The 20012-nt window shown below is 36.9% G+C and carries 16 protein-coding genes and 1 riboswitch; of the genes, 5 read left to right on the top strand and 11 right to left on the bottom strand.

What is annotated here, in order from left to right; genetic code table 11:
* Positions 1–315 precede the first annotated feature (315 nt).
* The gene (locus tag K4L44_07405) at positions 316–1947 is read left to right on the top strand and encodes an ATP-binding cassette domain-containing protein (GenBank protein QZE15651.1); all 1632 of its coding nucleotides are present in this window, start codon (positions 316–318) and stop codon (positions 1945–1947) included.
* Between the two features lie 110 nt (positions 1948–2057).
* Positions 2058–3155, top strand: coding sequence for a glycoside hydrolase family 18 protein (locus K4L44_07400; GenBank protein QZE15650.1), 1098 nt, complete (start codon positions 2058–2060; stop codon positions 3153–3155).
* Positions 3156–3211: 56 nt separating this feature from the next.
* On the opposite strand, the gene thiD is transcribed toward K4L44_07400, so the two are convergent.
* The 10 genes from thiD to K4L44_07350 all read right to left on the bottom strand — a co-directional run bounded on the left by thiD (position 3212) and on the right by K4L44_07350 (position 12003).
* Positions 3212–4015 carry a bifunctional hydroxymethylpyrimidine kinase/phosphomethylpyrimidine kinase gene (gene thiD / locus K4L44_07395; protein ID QZE15649.1) on the bottom strand — a complete coding sequence of 268 codons (804 nt, stop codon included), beginning with the start codon at positions 4013–4015 and terminating at the stop codon, positions 3212–3214.
* The gene (locus tag K4L44_07390) at positions 4012–4689 is read right to left on the bottom strand and encodes a HesA/MoeB/ThiF family protein (GenBank protein ID QZE15648.1); all 678 of its coding nucleotides are present in this window, start codon (positions 4687–4689) and stop codon (positions 4012–4014) included. Before K4L44_07390 ends, thiD begins: the two co-directional genes overlap by 4 nt.
* Positions 4673–5836 carry a 2-iminoacetate synthase ThiH gene (gene thiH / locus K4L44_07385; GenBank protein QZE15647.1) on the bottom strand — a complete coding sequence of 388 codons (1164 nt, stop codon included), beginning with the start codon at positions 5834–5836 and terminating at the stop codon, positions 4673–4675. The genes K4L44_07390 and thiH overlap by 17 nt, the downstream gene beginning before the upstream one ends.
* Positions 5833–6633, bottom strand: coding sequence for a thiazole synthase (locus K4L44_07380; protein QZE15646.1), 801 nt, complete (start codon positions 6631–6633; stop codon positions 5833–5835). The genes thiH and K4L44_07380 overlap by 4 nt, the downstream gene beginning before the upstream one ends.
* A complete protein-coding gene (thiE, locus tag K4L44_07375) occupies positions 6597–7244 on the bottom strand; it encodes a thiamine phosphate synthase (protein QZE15645.1) in 648 nt (215 codons plus the stop codon). The genes K4L44_07380 and thiE overlap by 37 nt, the downstream gene beginning before the upstream one ends.
* On the bottom strand, positions 7241–7828 hold the full coding sequence (locus K4L44_07370) for a thiamine phosphate synthase (protein QZE15644.1): 588 nt from the start codon (positions 7826–7828) through the stop codon (positions 7241–7243). The genes thiE and K4L44_07370 overlap by 4 nt, the downstream gene beginning before the upstream one ends.
* Before the next feature lie 6 nt (positions 7829–7834).
* Complete coding sequence (gene thiC, locus K4L44_07365; GenBank protein QZE15643.1) at positions 7835–9571, bottom strand: phosphomethylpyrimidine synthase ThiC; 1737 nt, start codon at positions 9569–9571, stop codon at positions 7835–7837.
* An 85-nt stretch (positions 9572–9656) separates the two neighbouring features.
* Complete coding sequence (thiS, locus tag K4L44_07360) at positions 9657–9857, bottom strand: sulfur carrier protein ThiS (protein QZE15642.1); 201 nt, start codon at positions 9855–9857, stop codon at positions 9657–9659.
* Between the two features lie 47 nt (positions 9858–9904).
* A riboswitch (TPP riboswitch) is annotated at positions 9905–9999 on the bottom strand.
* A gap of 84 nt (positions 10000–10083) precedes the next feature.
* Entirely contained in the window at positions 10084–11034 is a 951-nt protein-coding gene (locus tag K4L44_07355) for a phosphoribosylaminoimidazolesuccinocarboxamide synthase (protein QZE15641.1), read from the bottom strand.
* Positions 11035–11052: 18 nt separating this feature from the next.
* A complete protein-coding gene (locus tag K4L44_07350) occupies positions 11053–12003 on the bottom strand; it encodes a PhoH family protein (protein QZE15640.1) in 951 nt (316 codons plus the stop codon).
* Between the two features lie 113 nt (positions 12004–12116).
* On the opposite strand from K4L44_07350, the gene mazG reads away from it, so the two are divergent.
* Positions 12117–12899, top strand: coding sequence for a nucleoside triphosphate pyrophosphohydrolase (gene mazG / locus K4L44_07345; protein QZE15639.1), 783 nt, complete (start codon positions 12117–12119; stop codon positions 12897–12899).
* A gap of 86 nt (positions 12900–12985) precedes the next feature.
* On the opposite strand, the gene K4L44_07340 is transcribed toward mazG, so the two are convergent.
* Positions 12986–15523, bottom strand: coding sequence for an ATP-dependent Clp protease ATP-binding subunit (locus K4L44_07340; protein ID QZE15638.1), 2538 nt, complete (start codon positions 15521–15523; stop codon positions 12986–12988).
* A gap of 412 nt (positions 15524–15935) precedes the next feature.
* Here K4L44_07340 and gyrA point away from each other — a divergent pair, with 412 nt between their 5' ends.
* Positions 15936–18602: a DNA gyrase subunit A gene (gene gyrA / locus K4L44_07335; protein QZE15637.1), complete on the top strand. Its 2667-nt coding sequence runs from the start codon at positions 15936–15938 to the stop codon at positions 18600–18602.
* 43 nt (positions 18603–18645) lie between these two features.
* Entirely contained in the window at positions 18646–19836 is a 1191-nt protein-coding gene (locus K4L44_07330; protein ID QZE15636.1) for a tetratricopeptide repeat protein, read from the top strand.
* The last annotated feature ends 176 nt before the right edge of the window (positions 19837–20012 follow it).

The raw sequence follows: 20012 nt of genomic DNA, 5'->3' as shown, positions 1-20012 counted from the left end.
AAACATTAACGGTATAGCGTGGCTTGTTCATGAAATTGTATAATCAATGTGCGGTTTAACTTTTTGTCCTGTAAAAAAGTTGCATGTCCAATAATGATATCGGCAATGATATTTCGTGTTAGACAAATGAGCCATATTTTGGTGTTTTTGCCTATTTGTTTTTCATTGTATGCTTCAACCTGTAATTAGCAAATAATAATGTATGTTTTTTCGTAATAAGTGATGTACAAAAAAGATTATTTATTTAGGCAAAGCTTTCACAAAAAGGGACTTTATTTATCTTTACGCTTCCAAACGAAAAAATAATATAACACCATGATATCGGTCGACAATTTAGGAATTGAATTTAGTGGAACGACCCTTTTTAGTAATATCTCTTTTGTGATTAATCCAGGGGATAGGGTTGCTTTAATGGGGAAAAATGGCGCTGGAAAGTCTACTTTATTAAAGATTATTGCAGGAGTGCAGACTCCGAGTTCGGGAAAGATTTCTGCGCCCAATGATGCCGTTATTGGATATCTGCCTCAGCATCTTCTTTTAGATGATAATAGGACTGTATTTGAGGAGACATCTCAGGCTTTTGCTGAAGTGTTAGGGATGCAAAAACGTCTTGAGTTTCTAAATAAAGAGCTGACTACTCGGACTGATTATGAATCAGATTCTTATTATAAGATTATAGAGGAGGTTTCTACACTAAGTGAGAAATTATATAGCGAAGGAGAGATCAATTTTGATGCTGAGATAGAGAAGGTTTTGATTGGTTTGGGTTTTGTTCGTTCTGATTTCAATAGACCTACTACGGAGTTTAGTGGGGGATGGAGAATGCGTATTGAGTTGGCGAAGTTATTGTTGAAGAATCCTGATTTGATTCTTTTGGATGAGCCTACCAATCACCTTGATATTGAATCTGTACAATGGTTGGAGAATTTTCTTGTGGAATCGTCTAAAGCGGTGATGGTAATCTCTCACGACAGAACTTTTGTGGATAGTATTACTACTAGAACCATTGAGGTTACTATGGGACGTATCTATGATTATAAGGTGAACTATTCGAACTATTTGCAACTTCGTGCTGAACGTCGAGAGAAGCAGTTGAAGGCATATGAAGAGCAACAAAAGATGATCGATTCAAACATGGAGTTTATTGAACGGTTCAAAGGAACTTACTCTAAAACACTTCAGGTTCAGTCACGTGTTCGTATGTTAGAAAAACTAGAGCGAATTGAGGTAGATCCAGAGGATACATCTCGTCTTCGTGTGAAATTTCCACCTTCTCCTAGATCTGGAGATTATCCTGTTATTGCAGATAATGTATGTAAAAGTTATGGCGATCTTCAAGTTTTTAAGGATGTCTCATTTACTATTGAACGAGGGGATAAAGTTTCGTTTGTAGGTAAAAATGGAGAGGGAAAATCGACGATGATTAAGTGTATTATGAAGGAGCTTGAACATCAAGGTGATTTGAATATTGGACATAATGCCCAAATTGCCTATTTTGCTCAAAATGAAGCCTCTTTGTTAGATGAGACTTTGTCTGTTTTTGAAACCATCGATGAGGTGGCTAAAGGAGATATTCGAACGAAAATAAAGGATTATTTGGGAGCTTTTATGTTCTCTAAAGAGGATTGGGATAAAAAGGTGAAGGTGCTTTCAGGAGGAGAGCGTACGCGTCTTGCAATGGTGAAGCTTCTTCTAGAACCGACCAATGTTTTGATTCTCGATGAGCCTACAAACCACTTGGATTTACGTACCAAAGATATTTTGAAACAAGCGCTCATTGATTTTGATGGGACAATTATTTTGGTTTCGCATGATAGAGATTTCTTAGATGGTTTGGCTCAGAAAGTATTTGAGTTTAAAGATAAGAGGGTGAAAGAGCACTTAGAGGGAATTACTGAATTTTTAGAGAAATTGAAAGTCGCCTCTATCAAAGAATATGAAAAATAGTATGAATTGAAACTATAATTAATTGTTTTCAATCACTAAGAACTTCTAATTAGGCTAAAGGTCTGTTTTTTTTTCATTAAATTCACTCGTTGAAAATTAACGTACATTTGATGATGAGAAAACAGACTTTTTTGTTTTTGGTAGCCATGTTTCTTTCGCTACCTATTTTCGCTGGTAATCAAAAGGTTATCGGTTATTATGCAGGATGGACAGGGCTCCCTGTTTCTGAAGTGCAGATAAGTAAGATGACCCATATTAACTATGCGTTCGCGAATATTGTGGATGGGGTGCCAAAGTTTATGCTTGAGCAAGATCCTCGTTTAATTCAGGAGTTGGTGTTGAAACGGGATGCTGAAAGCCCAAATACGAAATTACTTTTTTCTATTGGAGGTTGGGTATGGAGTAATCACTTTTCTGATATTGCTTTGACGAAGGCTTCTCGTCTTAAATTTGCGAAAGGGGCTGTCGCTCTAATGAAGAAATATCGTTTTGATGGGATTGACCTAGATTGGGAGTACCCTGGACAGCTAGGGGAAGATAATAAGTTTAGGTCAGAAGATGGTGACAATTTTAATTTATTGTTAGAAACCATTCGTAAAGAACTAGACAAAGATAAAAAACACTACCTTCTTACCATTGCTACAGGTGCAGACAAAGCATATACTGATAACACGACCCTTGGTATTGCTCAAAAATATTTAGATTTTATTAATATTATGACTTACGATATGTATGGCGGTTTTGATCATACTACTGGGCATCATGCGAATCTTTTTGATGCTGAAGTAAGAAATGGTGCTAAAGAGATTAGTGGTGTGGGAGCTATCCAAAGACACTTAGACGAGGGGGTTCCTGCTGAGAAGTTAGTACTTGGCATCCCTTTCTATGGCCGTCGCTGGACAAAAGTAAGCAAAGAACAAAAAGATGGACTTTGGGCTTCCGCTGAAGAAGTAGGATATATATACCCTTATAAAAAGATTGTGACTGAGTGTACAAAAGCAAATGGTTACAAAAAATATTGGGATAAGAAAGCAAAATGTCCTTACCTTTATAATGCTGAAAAGAACATTTTTATCTCTTATGAAACGCCAAAATCAATGAAGATTAAGATGCGTTATGTACGTAAAAATAATCTTGGAGGAGTAATGTTTTGGGAGTATTCTGATGATTACAAAAGTGTTCTTTTGAATACGATATCTGAGTTATAACACCTTATATAATTCCGCACTCAACTATATATTTAGTTGAGTGCGGAATATCAATTTTAACCGTTTACTATACAATGATACATCGGACCATTGAAAATATGATCTCCCATATTCATGGAAGCTTTCAAAAGCTCATGTATGTATTTTGTGGAGAGGTTTACTGCTTCTTTTAATGGATTTCCTTTTGCAATCTCACTAGCAATAGCAGCAGAAAGGGTACAACCTGTACCATGAGTATTGGTTGTTTCTAATTTATTAAAAGCAAAAAGGGACAATGTCTCCGTTTGTACTTCTACTAGAATATCTTCTATTCTAGAAAGGTGTCCCGTTTTTAAAAGGACATTGCATCCAAAGTCTCTTGCTAGGTTCCATGCATTTACCTTTAGGTTTTCTACCCATCTACTGCCCAAAAGTATTTTTGCCTCAGGAATATTTGGAGTAATGATTGTGGCTAAAGGTAATAGTTTTTTTTTCATCGAATCGATAGCCTTTTGTTGTGTGAGGCTTTGAGAAGATGAAGCAACCATAACTGGATCAATTACAATGGGAATATCGGTGTCCTTTAATACTTCTACAATAGCTCCAATAATATCTGAATCATAAACCATTCCTATTTTTATTGCATCGACTTCATAGTCTTGAAGTGTCGTTTCGATTTGCGAAATGATGTTGGAGGTAGGGATCGGTACAATATCAAAAATGCCATGACTATTCTGTGAGGTAACACAGGTGATGGTGGTTGCCGCATAACAACCATGAGTCGTGATCGTTTTTATGTCAGCCTGAATGCCAGCTCCACCACTTGAATCGCTTCCTGCTATAGACAAAACGATCGGATTTTTTTTTTCTATATTGCTCATGATAATGCTATTTTAGATGTCTTTAGCTCTAGTAGGTCAAAATCCCAAAGGGTAGAACTTATGTTTTCTGTTTCTCTAAGTATCTGTATTGCTTTAAGTGCCATGTGACTTCCAATAATTCCAGCAACAGGTCCCAGTATTCCTTTACTTTGTTTTGTTTTGACCATTGGAGTAGGAAAAATATCTCTATATCTCAAACTACTATGTGATTCGAGGATCATTAAATATCCCTGATACTCTTGTACTGCTCCATGAATGATTGGGATGTGATGTTTTGCTGCAAATTGATCCGCAGCAATTCTTGCATCGTAATTATCAGGAGAAGCTATTATGAGATCAAAGAAACCGATTGGAACTGTATCTAATGCAAAATATTCTGAAATTGCAATGAGAACACAGTCTGTGTTCTTTTTTCTTGCTTCTGCTTCACATATCTCAGATTTTAATTTTCCAACATCTTCTGTACTGTATATGGTTTGTCTATGAAGATTACTATAGGATACAGTGTCAGGTTCATAAATGGTTATTTTACCAATTCCAGCACCTATAAGATACGAGAAGAGAGGACTACCTAGCCCCCCAGCACCAACGATTAAAAGAGAAGCATTCTTAAGCTTCTCTTGATCGTGATTTGTAAAATCTGAAAGTTCAAAATGTCTATCGTATCGATGCATAAGTCTCTTTTTTCTGAGTGGTTGCTGATAAAATATGATCCCAATCTTTCCATACAGCCTCGTAACCAGCTTGTTGAATAGATTTAACTACTTCATCTACAGTCCTTGAGTCTTCTATCTCAAACTGCTTTAGAGCCTTGTCTTCGTGACTATAGCCTCCTGGTTCTGTTTTAGATCCTGCACTCATGGAGGTGATTCCAAGTGATATAAGATGGTCTCTGAAAAAAGCTGATTCGCGGGTAGATAGCGCTAACTCAACAAAAGGATTATATATACGGAAAGCACAAATTAGTTGAAGTAGTTCTGTATCAGAAATTGGATTTTTAGGTTCAAAATGACCTTCATTTGGACGAAGGCGTGGAAAAGAGAGGCTGTAAACTGTTTTCCAATAATGTTTCTCCAGGTAATGTAGATGTCCAGCAAGTAAAATAGCTTCCGTTCGCCAATCGTCTAGTCCTAGAAGTACACCAAGGCCTACTTTGTGTATTCCTGCTTCTGCAATTCGTTCTGGAGTCTCTAAACGATATTGGAATTTTCGTTTTTGTCCAAATGGATGATAGTCTGGGTATATAAGTTCGTTATAGGTCTCTTGATAGACATATACAGAATGTACCCCTGCCTCGTTGAGTGTTTTATAATCTTCGATACTCATCGGTTGAACTTCGATAGAGATTTGATCGAATAGTGGAACCAATATTTTTACTGCATGGACTAGATCTTTAGTAGAGAAATTGCGATTATCTTCTCCTGTAACCAAAAGAAGGTTTCGTATTCCTAATTTCAGTATATGGTCTGCTTCTTCGGTAATCTCTTGTACATCCAAACGTTTTCTCGGAATATCATTCTTGGCATTGAACCCACAATAGATACAACCATTAGAGCAGTAATTTGATAAATACATGGGGATATACAACTGCATCGTCTTTCCGAAACGTTGTTGTGTTTTTTGTTGACTTAAATATGCCATCTCTTCCAAGTAGGGAAGTGCTGCTTTAGAGATGAGTGCTCCAAAGTGATCAATAGTAGGTTTGGAATGGTTCAGTGCCTCAATGACCTCTTTCTCAGTATAGTCTTGTGTCCTTTTTTTGATGTCATCCCAAGAATGTTTCTGTAGTTTGTTGTAGAAAGTCTCTTTGTTGTTTTTCATCGTTCCAAAAATGAGGTAAGTGGGGAGGTTGCTTTGGCATTCAGTGTATGACTTGTAGCCAATTTGCTTTCATAAGCCATTCTTCCAGATTCTATTGCTAAGTGGAAAGCTAGTGCCATCTTCACAGGGTCTTTACTGTTTGCAATAGCAGTGTTTACCAGACAGGCATCTGCACCCATTTCCATCGCCTTGGCTGCATGTGAAGGGGCACCTAGTCCTGCGTCAATAATTACAGGGACATTGCTTTGCTCTATGATATACTGCAGCATCTGCATATTTGTAACTCCTTGATTGGTGCCTATTGCAGAGGCTAGAGGCATTACTGCTTGGCAACCAACCTCTTCAAGGCGTTTACAGGTAATAGGATCTGCAATGATATAAGGCAAAACGACAAATCCCTCTTTTACTAGTTGTTTGGATGCTTTCACAGTTTCGAATGCATCGGGAAGTAGGTGTCTAGGATTTGGATGAATTTCTAGCTTAACCCAGTTTGTGCCCAATGCTTCTCTTGCCATCATGGCAGCGAAGATTGCCTCTTCTGCATCTCTTACCCCTGAAGTATTTGGTAGAAGATGGATGTGTGGGTGATTGAGGTGCTTTAGGATATCATCTGCACCTTTTTTGTCTAAGTCAACTCTTTTTAATGCCATCGTAACTAGTTCGGAATGAGAAGCTAGAATGGATTCTTCCATTACTTCATTAGAACTATATTTTCCTGTTCCAACAAAAAGTCGTGATCTAAAAGACTTATTTGCAATGGTTAGTTGATTGTTGTGAATGATATTTTTTGGATCCATTTTAATGTCTCTTTAGTGATTGTTTTTGATTTAATTATTGAACTTGATACTGCGATCCCCTGTATTGAGGATGACAAAAGAGGGGATAGGTCGTTATACTCTATTCCCCCAATAGCTACGATTGGTGTTTGTTGCCATCCACTCCATTCATCATAGATGCGTTTATATCCATCAAGTCCTAAAATTGCACTCAGGTTCTTTTTAGTAGAAGTATAGCGATAAGGTCCAAGACCAATATAGTCTACATGCTGTTCGATCTCTTTAATCGTTGTTAAAGTGTTTGCAGTTCCACCGATAATAAAGGAGTCTCCAAGTATTTCTCGAGCTTTTGCAGGGGAGGTATCGTTCATTCCGATATGAACTCCTGAAGCACCAATTTCTTTTGCGACAGAAACATGATCATTGATAATGAATGTTGCATCATATTTATCGGTCATCTTTTTTATCTCTTTCGCAATAGAGATAAACGAATCATTGTCAATCTCTTTCATCCGAAACTGTATCCATCGTCCTCCACCGTGAAGTACTGATGCTACTTGCTCTAAAATCTCATCGGCTGTTTTGCCATGAGTAATGAACTGTAATCGAAACTTATTTGTATCTACTTTCATGACAGAATATCTTTTAATCTCAATTTTAGCTCTCCGTAGTGGATATCCTTTCCAATTATGGTATTCGACCATAGTGCTCCCATCAATGCAGCATGTTTGAATCCCATATCTAGAAGTTCTTGTTCTCGTCCTATGGCAATACCTCCTAATGCAATCCAATCGATTTGATTGTGTTCCTTTATAAAGGAGAGGGTAGAAGCATTCCACTGAGAGTGGTAGTTTGTTTTGCTTATACTATCAAAAATAGGACTTACCAATACTTGATCACATGCTGTCACTTTAGACAACTCATGGATGAAATGTAGGTTGGATGATAGGATTCTTCCATTATTCAAATCATTCGGTTGTGGTTGAGATCTATGAATTCCTATGTTGGGAAAGGGATCCATATTACACTCTGGGTGATGAACAATACATTTATGATGTATCTCTTTTGGTATTGTCGTAAGGAAATTATTCATATCGCAAGCCCTATGATTGGGCTTGCGTATGCGAATAAAATCTATCCCCAAGGAGAATAGGAATGCATAAAGTTCTTTTTCATTTTCAAGCCATTGGGCTGGGCTTATAACTGTCCATTTCATCTATTGTTATATTTCAACAGTCTCTTCTTCGGTTTCTTTCGTTTTTTTATGTAAAGCTTTACTTGCTTTCATCGAACAGAAGTGTTCTCCACACATTGAACAGAAGTGAGATGTTTTATGTCCTTCGTCTGGAAGTGTCGCATCATGAAATTCCATTGCTTTTTCTGGATCTAAAGAGAGAGCAAATTGATCTTTCCATCGAAATTCAAACCTTGCATCCGACATCGCATGATCTCTACTTTCAACTCCAGGAATTCCTTTTGCGATATCTGCAACATGTGCAGCAATTTTATAGGTAATTACTCCTTCACGAACATCTTGTTTATTTGGGAGCCCGAGATGCTCTTTAGGAGTTACATAACATAGCATTGCTGTTCCATACCATCCAATGTTTGCTGCGCCAATGGCAGAAGTAATATGATCATACCCTGGTGCAATATCAGTGGTAATTGGACCTAAAGTATAGAATGGGGCTTCGTAGCAGTGTTCTAACTCTTTGTCCATATTCTCTTTTATACGATGTAATGGGACATGTCCCGGACCTTCTATAATTACTTGTAGATGATGTTTTGATGCCATTTTCGTTAATTCTCCCAATGTCTCCAACTCCTTAAATTGAGCTTTATCATTGGCATCATATATGGATCCTGGTCTTAGACCATCTCCTAAGGAAATAGCCACATCATAACGAGCCATCAGTTTACATATCTCATCAAAGTGAGTATATAAAAAACTCTCTCTCTTGTGGGTTGTACACCAGTTGGCCATAATGGCGCCTCCTCTAGAGACAATTCCAGTTTTTCTCTTTATCGTGAATGGAACATGTTGCCATCTTAACCCTGCATGAATGGTAAAATAACTGACCCCTTGTTGTGCTTGTTCAATAAGTGTCTCTTTGAATACTTCCCAAGAAAGATCTGCAACATTTCCATGGACCTTCTCTAATGCTTGGTAAAGAGGTACAGTCCCAACAGGAACAGGAGAATTACGTAGAATCCACTCTCTTGTTTGGTGGATATTTTTCCCTGTCGATAGATCCATAATGGTATCCGCTCCCCAGCGAAATGCCCAAACTGCTTTTTCAACCTCCTCTTCTATAGAGGAACTAAGGGCAGAATTCCCAATGTTCGCATTGATCTTCACTCGGAAATTTCTTCCTATGATCATTGGCTCCATCTCTGGATGATTGATGTTAGATGGGATAATTGCTCGTCCTGCAGCAACCTCTTGACACACAAACTCTGGAGTAACCACCTCTGGAATATTGGCTCCCATTGGATCAGGGTGTAGGCTTTTTGTCTTTTTATCCTTGTTGTAAAGACAATTTTCTCGTATGGCTACATACTCCATCTCAGGAGTAATTATTCCTTGTGAAGCGTAAAATCGCTGTGTAATAGGGTGTTCTTCTTTGGCTACGAGGGCTTTTTCTCTTTTAAATATGTCGGATTGGAGTGGCTTTGGAATATCCACTGTCATTAAGTGCTCTTTCTGGTAGCGCCATCCCTCTTTCACTATTGGTAGTCCTTTTAATGGATCGATGAATACTTCGGGGTCAGTATATGGCCCTGAGGTATCGTATACCGTGACTGGATCATTTTTGATTACATTCTCTTCATCATCGATTGTGTCTGAGAGGTTAATCTGTCTCATTGGGACCTTAATGTCAAATTGTTCTCCCTTAATATAGACCTTTTGACTTTGAGGAAATGGTCTTGTCGTAATCTTATCGTTACCTTCTAACATGAATAGAAAAGTTTAGGGTGTATAATTCCATTTCAGCAAAAAACGTTGTTGCTGATTTATCTGTATTCCTTTAAAAAATAGGTTATTATCCTCCTTGAGTGGCCTGAATGATGAGAATAGAATCTCCTTCTTGCAGATAGGTTTCTCCCCACTCTGTCTTGGGACATAATCTTTGATTAATTGCGACAGCAATGCCTTGGAGTTCGATCTGATACATGGAGAGAAGATCATGTATATTGGTTAATACATCGATTTTCATACTATTACCATTAAATAGTATTTTCATGATAAGTTATAATTATAGGGAGCACTTCAACGTAACGGTGTTGAGAAGAGTATGTGCTTAACATATTACCTACGCCAGTATTATCTGGATCAGGTTATGGGTATGATCTCAGCCTGTATTTTAGGCACCCCCCTGTTAATATTATTTCAAATGTACATAAAAATAAATCAAAAAAAAAGGAGCCTTTCGCAAAAGACTCCTTTTTAGACTATCTATATAGAGATATTTAATCTAATTTACTTAGATAAGTGTTTACATTTGTTTCAATTCGTTTGGCAACATCTGAGATGTCTGAACGAACAAATTTATCTCCTGTAATATATTCATATAGTTCGATATAACGTTCTGATACTTGTGATACAAATTCAGAAGTAAATTCAGGTAAAGTATCCCCATCACGTCCTTGGAAATCATTTTCGATTAACCATTGGCGAACAAATTCTTTAGATAACTGCTTTTGTGCTTTTCCTTGATCAAAATTATCTTGATAAGTGTTGGCATAGAAGTAACGAGATGAATCTGGAGTGTGAATTTCGTCGATTAGTATGATCTTACCATCTTTTTTCCCAAATTCGTATTTAGTATCTACTAGGATAAGTCCATTATTATCAGCAATCTCTGAACCTCTTTCAAAAAGTTGATAGGTATATTGCTCTAATGCTTCGTAATCCTCTTTAGTGACTAAACCTTGAGCAATAATATCCTCTTTCGAAATATCTTCATCATGGCCTACATCTGCTTTGGTTGTTGGGGTGATAATAGGCTTATCAAATTTCTGATTCTCTTTCATCCCATCTGGAAGGGGGATACCACAAAGACTCCTTTTTCCTGACTTATACTCTCTCCAAGCATGTCCTGTTAAGTAACCTCTAATTACCATCTCTACTTTAAAAGGCTCACATTTATAACCAAAGGTAACTGCTGGGTCAGGAGTATTTATTTTCCAATTGGGTACGATATCAGCTGTAGCATCAAGGAATTTAGAGGCAATTAAGTTTAGAACTTCCCCCTTATAAGGTATCCCTGTAGGTAGAACTACATCAAAGGCTGAAATACGATCCGAAACAATCATCAATAGATAATCATCCCCTAGGTCATACACATCACGCACTTTTCCATGATATACGGACTGTTGATTTGGGAAATTGAAATCGGACTTAACTAATTGGTCTTTCATCTGTGAATTTTTTATTTATTAAACATTGGATTTTGGATTGTCTAAAGCGTCCACTATTTTTTTAACAAGTGGGTGACGGACAATATCCACTTGGGCTAAATTAACTACTCCAATCTCTGGAATATTCTCCAAAGCAGTGATTGTATCACGGAGACCAGATTTTTGGTTTCTGGGTAGGTCAATCTGGGTAATGTCTCCGGTGACGATATATTTTGAAGTAGGTCCCATTCTAGTTAAAAACATTTTTAGTTGAGAATGGGTTGCATTTTGTGCTTCATCAAGGATAACACAAGCATCTTTTAAGGTACGACCTCTCATATAAGCCAATGGAGAGATCTGAATTACCCCGTCTTGCATTAGTTCATTGAGCTTTTTGGGTGAAAGCATCTCTTGTAATGCATCGTATAGTGGTTGTAAAAAAGGATCAATCTTTTCCTTCAAATCTCCTGGAAGAAAACCTAAGTTTTCCCCAGCTTCAACTGCTGGTCGGCAAAGTATTATTTTGCGTACTTGATTTGACTTCAATAGTTGTACTGCCATGGCAATAGAAAGGTACGTCTTTCCACTTCCTGCAGGACCAATGGCAAAAGATAGATCTTCTTTTAGTATGGATTCAACCAAAAGTTGTTGATTGCGACTCTGAGGAAGTATGGGTTTTCCTAAATAGGTATATCCTATATGATTAGGCTTAAAGGAAGTCTCATGTTCTGAATCGGGCTTTTCTATTAAGTCTAACAGATCATGTTTACGAATAATCCCTTTATCATTGATAATTTTTTGGAGTCTATGGATTACCGTGACGCACTTTTCTATGAGTGCTGTATCTCCTTTTAGCTTAAGTTCATTTCCTCTTGATGTGATTCTGATATCATGAAAATGCGCTTTAAGTAATTCTAAGTATGCATTGTTTATCCCCCATAGAGTGGAAGGATCTTCAATAGCAATAGTTGTTTGTACTATATCTGTCATATATTCTTCTCAAAAGATCTACGACAAATTTAACGAAATATTTTTGTGAATTATTCCATCGTAAGGAATAAGAATAGTGTACCTTTGATAAAACGTAACATTAAAGCAACATTATGGTGACAAGAGATAAAGAAAGTGCTTCTCTTTCGAAATTATTAGATGTCTTAGATCGATTAAGAGTAGAGTGTCCATGGGATCGTAAACAAACTTTTGATTCAATGAAGAGCTTGACAATTGAGGAGGTTTATGAGTTAGTAGACGCGATTGGTGAAGAGAATCCTGATGATATAAAAAAAGAGTTAGGGGATGTCTTGTTGCATATCGTCTTTTATGCCAAAATGGGTGATGAAAAAAACTGGTTTAACTTTGCGGATGTCGTTGATTCTTTGGTGGAAAAATTAATTTTCCGTCATCCTCATATTTTTAGTGATACGGTAGTGGAGGGTGAGGAGCAAGTACTTCAAAACTGGGAGAAACTAAAATTGAAAGAGAAAGGTGGAAATAAAAGAGTCTTAGAGGGGGTTCCGAAATCTTTGCCGCCACTTATTAAGGCATCTAGAATCCAAGAGAAAGCTCGTAATGTTGGGTTTGATTGGGATAAAAAAGAGGATGTATGGGAAAAAGTCCATGAAGAGTTGCAGGAGGTGCAAGTAGAGATGGATCATAAGAACCAAAAGGCTCTTGAGGGGGAGTTTGGAGACCTTTTGTTTTCTGTTATTAATGCTGCTAGACTTTACGGTGTGGATCCGAATTTGGCATTAGAAAAGACGAATAAGAAATTCATTACTCGTTTTAATTATATTGAAAATAGTGCTATTAATAGTAACAAAGAACTAAGTGATATGAGCTTAGAAGAGATGGATGTATTATGGAACGAGGCAAAGAATAAGGCCTAGCTATATTAACTATATTAAAAAAGCGATCTTTCGTAGTTCGGAAAGATCGCTTTTTTAATATAGTTAATATCCTTCTTTTAAGAAGACTATTTGTCAATGGTGAATACAAGTGTTTTCTCTTCCTCATTAAATGTGAGATGAATACCTTCTCCTTCTTGTATCTCGGTCTTAATGATCACTTCAGCTAGCTCATCTTCTATATATTTCTGAATAGCTCGTTTTAAAGGTCTTGCACCAAATTGAGGATCGTAACCTTTCTCTGCAATATATCGTTTGGCTTTCTCTGATATGTTTAATGAGTATCCCAAAGCCTTGACCCTGTCTAATAGACCTTGCATTTCAATATCTATAATTTTATATATATCTTCTTGTCCTAATGAGTTGAAAAGCACAACGTCATCTACACGATTCAAAAATTCTGGAGCAAAAGCACGTTTTAAAGCCTTCTGTATGATATGTTTTGTGTGCTCATTCTCTTCTTCTTTGCTATTGCGAACATTGAATCCAACTCCTTGACCAAAATCTTTTAATTGTCTAGATCCAATATTAGAGGTCATAATGATAATCGTATTTCGGAAATCGACTTTACGACCTAAACTATCTGTGAGACGTCCTTCATCTAATACCTGAAGTAGTAGGTTAAAAACATCTGGATGGGCTTTCTCTATTTCATCTAATAAAATAACAGAGTATGGTTTGCGTCTAACCTTTTCAGTTAGCTGTCCGCCTTCTTCGTATCCAACATATCCTGGAGGAGCTCCAACAAGACGAGATACAGCGAATTTCTCCATATATTCACTCATGTCTATTCGAACTAGAGCATCTGTTGAGTCAAAGAGATGATTGGCGAGTACTTTTGCTAATCTAGTTTTACCTACACCCGTTGGACCTAAGAAGATGAAAGAACCTATTGGTTTGTTCGGATCTTTAAGTCCTGCACGATTACGCTGAATTGCTTTAGTAATCTTTATAATAGCATCGTCTTGCCCAATAATAGAGGTTTTTAAGTCTTTCGACATATTAATTAGTCTCTTTCCTTCGGCTTGTGCAATACGCTGTACTGGAATGCCAGACATCATTGAGACCACTTCCGCTACATTCTCATCAGTAACAGTCTCTCTATGTTGTTCAAGCTCTTTCTCCCAATTGATTTTCATCTTTTCAAGATCCTCTTGTAGCTGTTTCTCTGTATCACGATAACGTGCTGCTAACTCAAAGTCTTGGTTGTGAACTGCTGCGACTTTCTCTTTGTGTATTTGCTCTATTTTGTTTTCCATCTCCACAATAGAGTCTGGAACCACGATATTATTAATGTGTACTTTTGAGCCTGTTTCATCCAATGCGTCAATAGCCTTGTCGGGGAGATGACGATCTGAAATGTAACGATTGGTCAAAGAGACACATGATTCTATAGCTTCTTGTGTGTAATGAACATTGTGATGGTCTTCGTATCTCTCTTTTATATTGTTTAAGATCTCTATGGTTTCTTCTGCTGAAGTAGGTTCCACAAGAACTTTTTGAAAACGACGTTCTAATGCCCCGTCTTTTTCAATATTATTACGATATTCATCTAAAGTCGTGGCACCAATACATTGAATTGCTCCACGAGCTAAAGCGGGTTTTAAAATGTTGGCAGCATCCAATGATCCTGTTGCACCACCAGCACCAACAAGAGTGTGTATTTCGTCTATAAAGAGAATTACATTATCAACCTTGGCAAGTTCTGAAATGATCGCTTTCATTCGTTCTTCGAATTGTCCACGGTATTTGGTTCCCGCAACAATCGAAGCTAAATCTAAACTGATAACCCTCTTATCAAAAAGAATTCTTGACACTTTTCTTTCAACAATTCTTATTGCTAACCCTTCAACTATGGCTGACTTGCCGACTCCTGGCTCTCCAATAAGAATAGGATTGTTTTTTTTCCTTCTACTTAAAACTTGTGCAATTCGTTCGATTTCATCTTTTCGTCCAACAATAGGATCGAGGCTTCTCTCTTCGGCGGCTTTGGTAATGTCAACTCCAAAATTGTCTAATACAGGCGTTTCAGACTTGACTGCAGAAGAACTCTTCCCTGAAGAAAACGATGATTGTTGTTTTTCAGGATTTCCGCCAAATAGATCGTCATCATCGTCATCATCAGAAAAAGAGGATTGGATGTCATAACTGTGATCTAAATTATCCTGCTGTGAACGATCAAATTTAGTTATCTCATACCTAGACTTGAAATTATGGTAGGTGACACTATAGTGCTTAAGTAGTTGTGTAACAAGAAAGTCATTGTCTTTTAAAATAGCGAGCAAAAGATGTCCGGTGTGAACCTCATTCGAAGATAATATCTTAGATTCTAGATGTGTTATTTTTAAAACTTTATTGGTCTCTTTCAATAGATGAATACGAGTATTTTCTTCTAAACTTTTCTCCTTGCGGATACTCGATTCAATACTCTCTCTTACTTCTTGAATATTTACTCCCATTTCTAGAAGAATTGAAGATAATGTGCCCTCTTTTAGTAACCCTAGAAAAAGGTGCTCTGTTCCAATATAGTCGTTACCTAAACGAATCGCTTCCTCTCTACTATAAGATAGAACATGTTGGATTCCTTGGGAAAAGTCTGAATTCATATTTTTAGTATTTCAAATGATTGCAAAAAGATAGTAATCCTTCCTTTTTCAATAATAGTGATTTTTATCAAAAAAGCATGAATTGTTTATAACATACTTCTATTATTTCTAGGAAAACAAACAATAATTGAACTTGTTTTAACCAAAGTCTGTATTTTTTAAACATCTGTTGAGAATCTAACACTCTTTGTAGATGTTTATGTGAAAAAAGAAGATCTTTTGAATGATTCATATTTGATTGCTTTTTTAAGGCTGTTTTTCCTGAAAAATGGAGTATTACTGACCTTTTTTATTATTTTTGTCTATCTTGAAACTACTTTACAAATCATCATAAATAAATATAGTTTGATATCTTATTTGAAAAGAGATTTGTAACAGTGTAGATAACGAATACTAATAAACATTTATATATATGTCGGTAGGTGAAAAAATAATTCAGATCAACATTGAAGAGCAAATGAAGTCTGCTTATATCGATTATTCGATGTCGGTGATTGTTTCTCGTGCGCTTCCAGATGTTCGTGATGGTTTGAAGCCCGTGCATAGACGCGTTCTTTTTGGAATGAACGAACTCGGGGTTTTCTCTAATAGGGCCTATAAAAAATCTGCAAGGATTGTAGGAGAAGTATTGGGTAAGTATCACCCCCATGGAGATTCTTCTGTGTATTTTGCAATGGTTCGTATGGCTCAACAATGGTCTTTACGTTATCCTCTTATTGATGGACAAGGAAACTATGGTTCCGTGGATGGCGATAGCCCTGCAGCAATGAGGTATACTGAGGCTCGCTTGGCTAAAATTGCAGAGACTACATTGTCTGACTTAGATAAAAACACAGTTGAGTTTCAACCAAACTTTGATGAATCTCTCAATGAGCCTACTGTCCTTCCAACACGCATTCCGACACTTCTTGTAAATGGAGCCTCAGGTATTGCTGTCGGAATGGCAACGAATATGCCTCCACATAACTTGACGGATGTAGTCACTGCTATTAAAGCCTATATTCATGATAACGAAATCTCTATCGAAGAGTTGATCGATATCGTTAAGGCACCTGATTTTCCAACTGGTGGTATTATTTATGGTGCAGAAGGTGCTAAGGAAGCATATCGTACAGGTCGTGGAAAAGTAGTAATGAGAGGAACTTCTCATATTGAACTGGCATCTAACGGCAGAGAAAAAATTATTGTTACTGAAATTCCTTATCTCGTGAACAAAGCTGAGCTTATTATGAAAATAGCTGAGTTGGTTAATGAGAAAAAGATAGATGGTATCTCAAATGTCAATGATGAATCCGATCGTAATGGTATGCGTATCGTTATTGATGTGAAGAGAGATGCGATAAGTAATGTTGTGTTGAATAAACTATACAAGTTTACTTCATTACAATCGTCTTTTAGTATTAACAATATTGCTTTGGTTAAGGGACGTCCTCGTCTACTTAATTTGTATGAATTGATTTATAATTTCGTTGATCACCGTCATGAAGTGGTTACTCGTAGAACTCAATTCGATCTTGATCAGGCAGAAAAGAAAGCACACATTCTTCGCGGATTGATTATTGCTATTGATCATTTAGATGAAGTTATTAAACTGATACGTGCCTCTAAAACTCCAGTGGAAGCCAAAGATGGATTGATCAATAATTTTGATCTTGATGAGGTTCAAGCAAAGGCAATTTTAGAGATGAGATTGCAGAAACTTACTGGACTAGAAAGAGATAAGCTCCATGCATCATATGACGAGATTTGTACGATAATCGCTTCCTTGAAAGAAATTCTTGCTTCCAAAGAGTTGAGAATGCAGATTATCGTAGACGAGTTAGACGACGTGGTGAAGACTTTTGGCGATGGTCGTAGATCTGAAATCGTGATGAGTTCAAGTGAGTTTAATCCAGAAGACTTCTATGCAGATGATGAGATGGTTATTACGATCTCTAAAATGGGCTACATAAAACGAACTCCTCTAGTTGATTTTAGAACTCAGTCTCGAGGTGGGGTTGGAGCTAAAGGTTCGTCAACTCGTGATCAGGATCATATCGAACATATGTTCTCTTGTACAATGCATAATACGATTCTGCTTTTCACTCAAGGAGGTCGTTGTCATTGGTTGAAGGTTTATGAAATTCCAGAAGGGACAAAAACTTCTAAGGGTCGTGCAATTCAGAATGTAATTAATCTAGATAGTTCTGACCCTATTAAAGCTTTTATTAATGTGAAGACATTGAAGGATGAGGACTATGTGAATAGTCATTTTATCGTGATGTGTACAAAACATGGTGTCATTAAGAAGACTGCTTTAGAAGCTTATTCTAGACCTCGTCAGAATGGTGTAAATGCAATTACAATTCGTGAAAATGATGAGTTGTTAGAAGCAAGGCTTACTAATGGTAATAATGATATCATGATGGCTGTAGAGTCAGGTAAGGCAATTCGATTCCCTGAAACGAAATTACGTGCAATGGGACGTACTGCTTCTGGGGTTCGTGGTATCACTTTATCAGATGATTCAGACAAAGTAATTGGTATGATTTGTGTTGAGCCTGATAGCAATGAAAATATTTTAGTAGTTTCTGAAGCAGGATATGGTAAGGTTTCTAAATTAGACGATTATCGTATTACAAACCGCGGAGGTAAGGGTGTTAAGACTTTAAATATAACTGATAAGACAGGAAAACTCGTTGCGATTAAGTCTACTACAGATAGTGATGATTTAATGATCTTAACTTCTGCAGGAGTTGCAATTCGTCTACCGATTTCTGATATTCGTATTACAGGCCGTAATGCACAAGGAGTCAAATTGATTAATCTACGTAATGAAGATGGCATTGCATCTGTCGATGTTGTTTCTTCTTCTGTAGACGAAAAAGACTCAGCTAGCAATCAATCTGAAGAAGTTAAATCGGATTCTTTAGAAGAAGAAGTAGCAACTATAGCGGATAACGAGGTCTCTTCTGAGGAAGAAAATGTTGATCAAGAATTGTCTGATTCTTCTATTGATGAAGAGGTTGAAGATCAAGAAGAGACAAAAGAAGATGATGAATCATCTGATGGACAACAATCCTTGGATTTTGGGTTTTAATTTAGTTAAAACTAATAAGTAATATAGAATCAAATTTACAAACATGAAGAAGTTACTGTTTTTTACTGCGCTTTCGGCCTTTGCGTTGAATGCATCAGCTCAAAAAAGTAAAGTGTATAGTGCTCAAAACTACGCTAACGAAGGAAAATTAGACAAAGCGTACGAGGCAATTCAAGCTGCACTAGATCCAAATTACAAGAAGGCAGATAAAATGCTTACTTGGCCTAAAACTTATATTGCAAAAGGGCAAGTTATGCGTTCTATTGCTTTGAATAAAAATGCAAAGTATAATGGTCTTAAGAAAGAGCTAATTAATCCACTAGATTCAGCACTTAATGCATATATTAAAGCTGCTGATGTGGATGCAAAAGGTCGTTTCACAAAAGAGATCAATGCTGCAATGATGTTCTTAATCACTGACTTTACAAAAGCTGCCTCTGATGCTTATAATGCTAAAGATTATAAAGGTGCCTCTGACGCTTTTGTGAACGTGCTTAAAATTGAAGAACACCCAGTTTACGTTGGAACAGAGCCAGCTAGAATTGATACAATGATCATGTATAATGTTGCAATAGCATCTTCTGCTGCAAAAATGTATGATCGTGCAATTGAGTACTATGCTAAAACTCAGGAGTTAGGTTATAATGGTGAGAAGTGTGCTCTTGGTATCATCAACGCTTACAAAGCTCAGAAAGACACTGCTAAAGCTCTAGAGGCTATGCAAGATGCTTTTCACAAATTTCCTACAGACCAAGGTATTCTAGTTGAGCTTATTAACTACTATATCCAGTCTAAGAATGTAGAGGGTGCTCTAACTTATTTGGACAAAGCAATTGAGTCTGATCCAACAAATGCATCTTACTATTTTGCTAAAGGATCTGTTTATGACAATCTTGGAGATCCTGCGAATGCTATTATTGCATATAGTAAGGCTATTGAGGTTAAATCAGATTTCTCTGATGCTTACTATAACTTAGGGGCTGTTTATTACAATAAAGGGGTTAAATTCCTAGAAGTTGCAAATGAACTTCCTACAAATGAGTATAAGAAGTATGAAGAGCAAAAGAACTTAGCTAATAAAGAGTTTGCAAAAGCAATTCCTTTCTTCGAGAAAGCAGCGGAGCTTAATCCTGCTGAAAAAGCGTCTTTTGAAAACTTGAAAAACTTGTACTATCGTCTTGATATGAACGACAAGTATAAAGCTATCATGAAGAAGCTAGATGAGATGAATTAATCGTCATCTTTTAAAATAAACAAAAAAGGCCTCTTTTTCAAGAGGCCTTTTTTGTTTATACTAGTTACCAATAGAATGGGAGTGAAGTCCAGTGAAACAAGACAAATCAAACGGTATTTTTAGTTGTAGATCATATTCTCATCTTGTTGTATTCTTAAAATGCAAAGATAATCTCT

It is taken from the genome of Prolixibacteraceae bacterium, from assembly GCA_019720755.1.
Lineage (GTDB): Bacteria > Bacteroidota > Bacteroidia > Bacteroidales > Prolixibacteraceae > Halosquirtibacter > Halosquirtibacter laminarini.
Note: the sequence above shows the minus strand (reverse complement) of the source record. Positions and strands in the feature narration are given on the sequence as shown.

Bases quoted from the DNA above. Each gene is read 5' to 3' on its own strand.
- K4L44_07405 (QZE15651.1), top strand. From the start codon at position 316: ATGATATCGGTCGACAATTTAGGAATTGAATTTAGTGGAACGACCCTT.
- K4L44_07400 (QZE15650.1), top strand. From the start codon at position 2,058: ATGATGAGAAAACAGACTTTTTTGTTTTTGGTAGCCATGTTTCTTTCG.
- thiD (QZE15649.1), bottom strand. From the start codon at position 4,015: ATGAGCAATATAGAAAAAAAAAATCCGATCGTTTTGTCTATAGCAGGA.
- K4L44_07390 (QZE15648.1), bottom strand. From the start codon at position 4,689: ATGCATCGATACGATAGACATTTTGAACTTTCAGATTTTACAAATCAC.
- thiH (QZE15647.1), bottom strand. From the start codon at position 5,836: ATGAAAAACAACAAAGAGACTTTCTACAACAAACTACAGAAACATTCT.
- K4L44_07380 (QZE15646.1), bottom strand. From the start codon at position 6,633: ATGGATCCAAAAAATATCATTCACAACAATCAACTAACCATTGCAAAT.
- thiE (QZE15645.1), bottom strand. From the start codon at position 7,244: ATGAAAGTAGATACAAATAAGTTTCGATTACAGTTCATTACTCATGGC.
- K4L44_07370 (QZE15644.1), bottom strand. From the start codon at position 7,828: ATGAAATGGACAGTTATAAGCCCAGCCCAATGGCTTGAAAATGAAAAA.
- thiC (QZE15643.1), bottom strand. From the start codon at position 9,571: ATGTTAGAAGGTAACGATAAGATTACGACAAGACCATTTCCTCAAAGT.
- thiS (QZE15642.1), bottom strand. From the start codon at position 9,857: ATGAAAATACTATTTAATGGTAATAGTATGAAAATCGATGTATTAACC.
- K4L44_07355 (QZE15641.1), bottom strand. From the start codon at position 11,034: ATGAAAGACCAATTAGTTAAGTCCGATTTCAATTTCCCAAATCAACAG.
- K4L44_07350 (QZE15640.1), bottom strand. From the start codon at position 12,003: ATGACAGATATAGTACAAACAACTATTGCTATTGAAGATCCTTCCACT.
- mazG (QZE15639.1), top strand. From the start codon at position 12,117: ATGGTGACAAGAGATAAAGAAAGTGCTTCTCTTTCGAAATTATTAGAT.
- K4L44_07340 (QZE15638.1), bottom strand. From the start codon at position 15,523: ATGAATTCAGACTTTTCCCAAGGAATCCAACATGTTCTATCTTATAGT.
- gyrA (QZE15637.1), top strand. From the start codon at position 15,936: ATGTCGGTAGGTGAAAAAATAATTCAGATCAACATTGAAGAGCAAATG.
- K4L44_07330 (QZE15636.1), top strand. From the start codon at position 18,646: ATGAAGAAGTTACTGTTTTTTACTGCGCTTTCGGCCTTTGCGTTGAAT.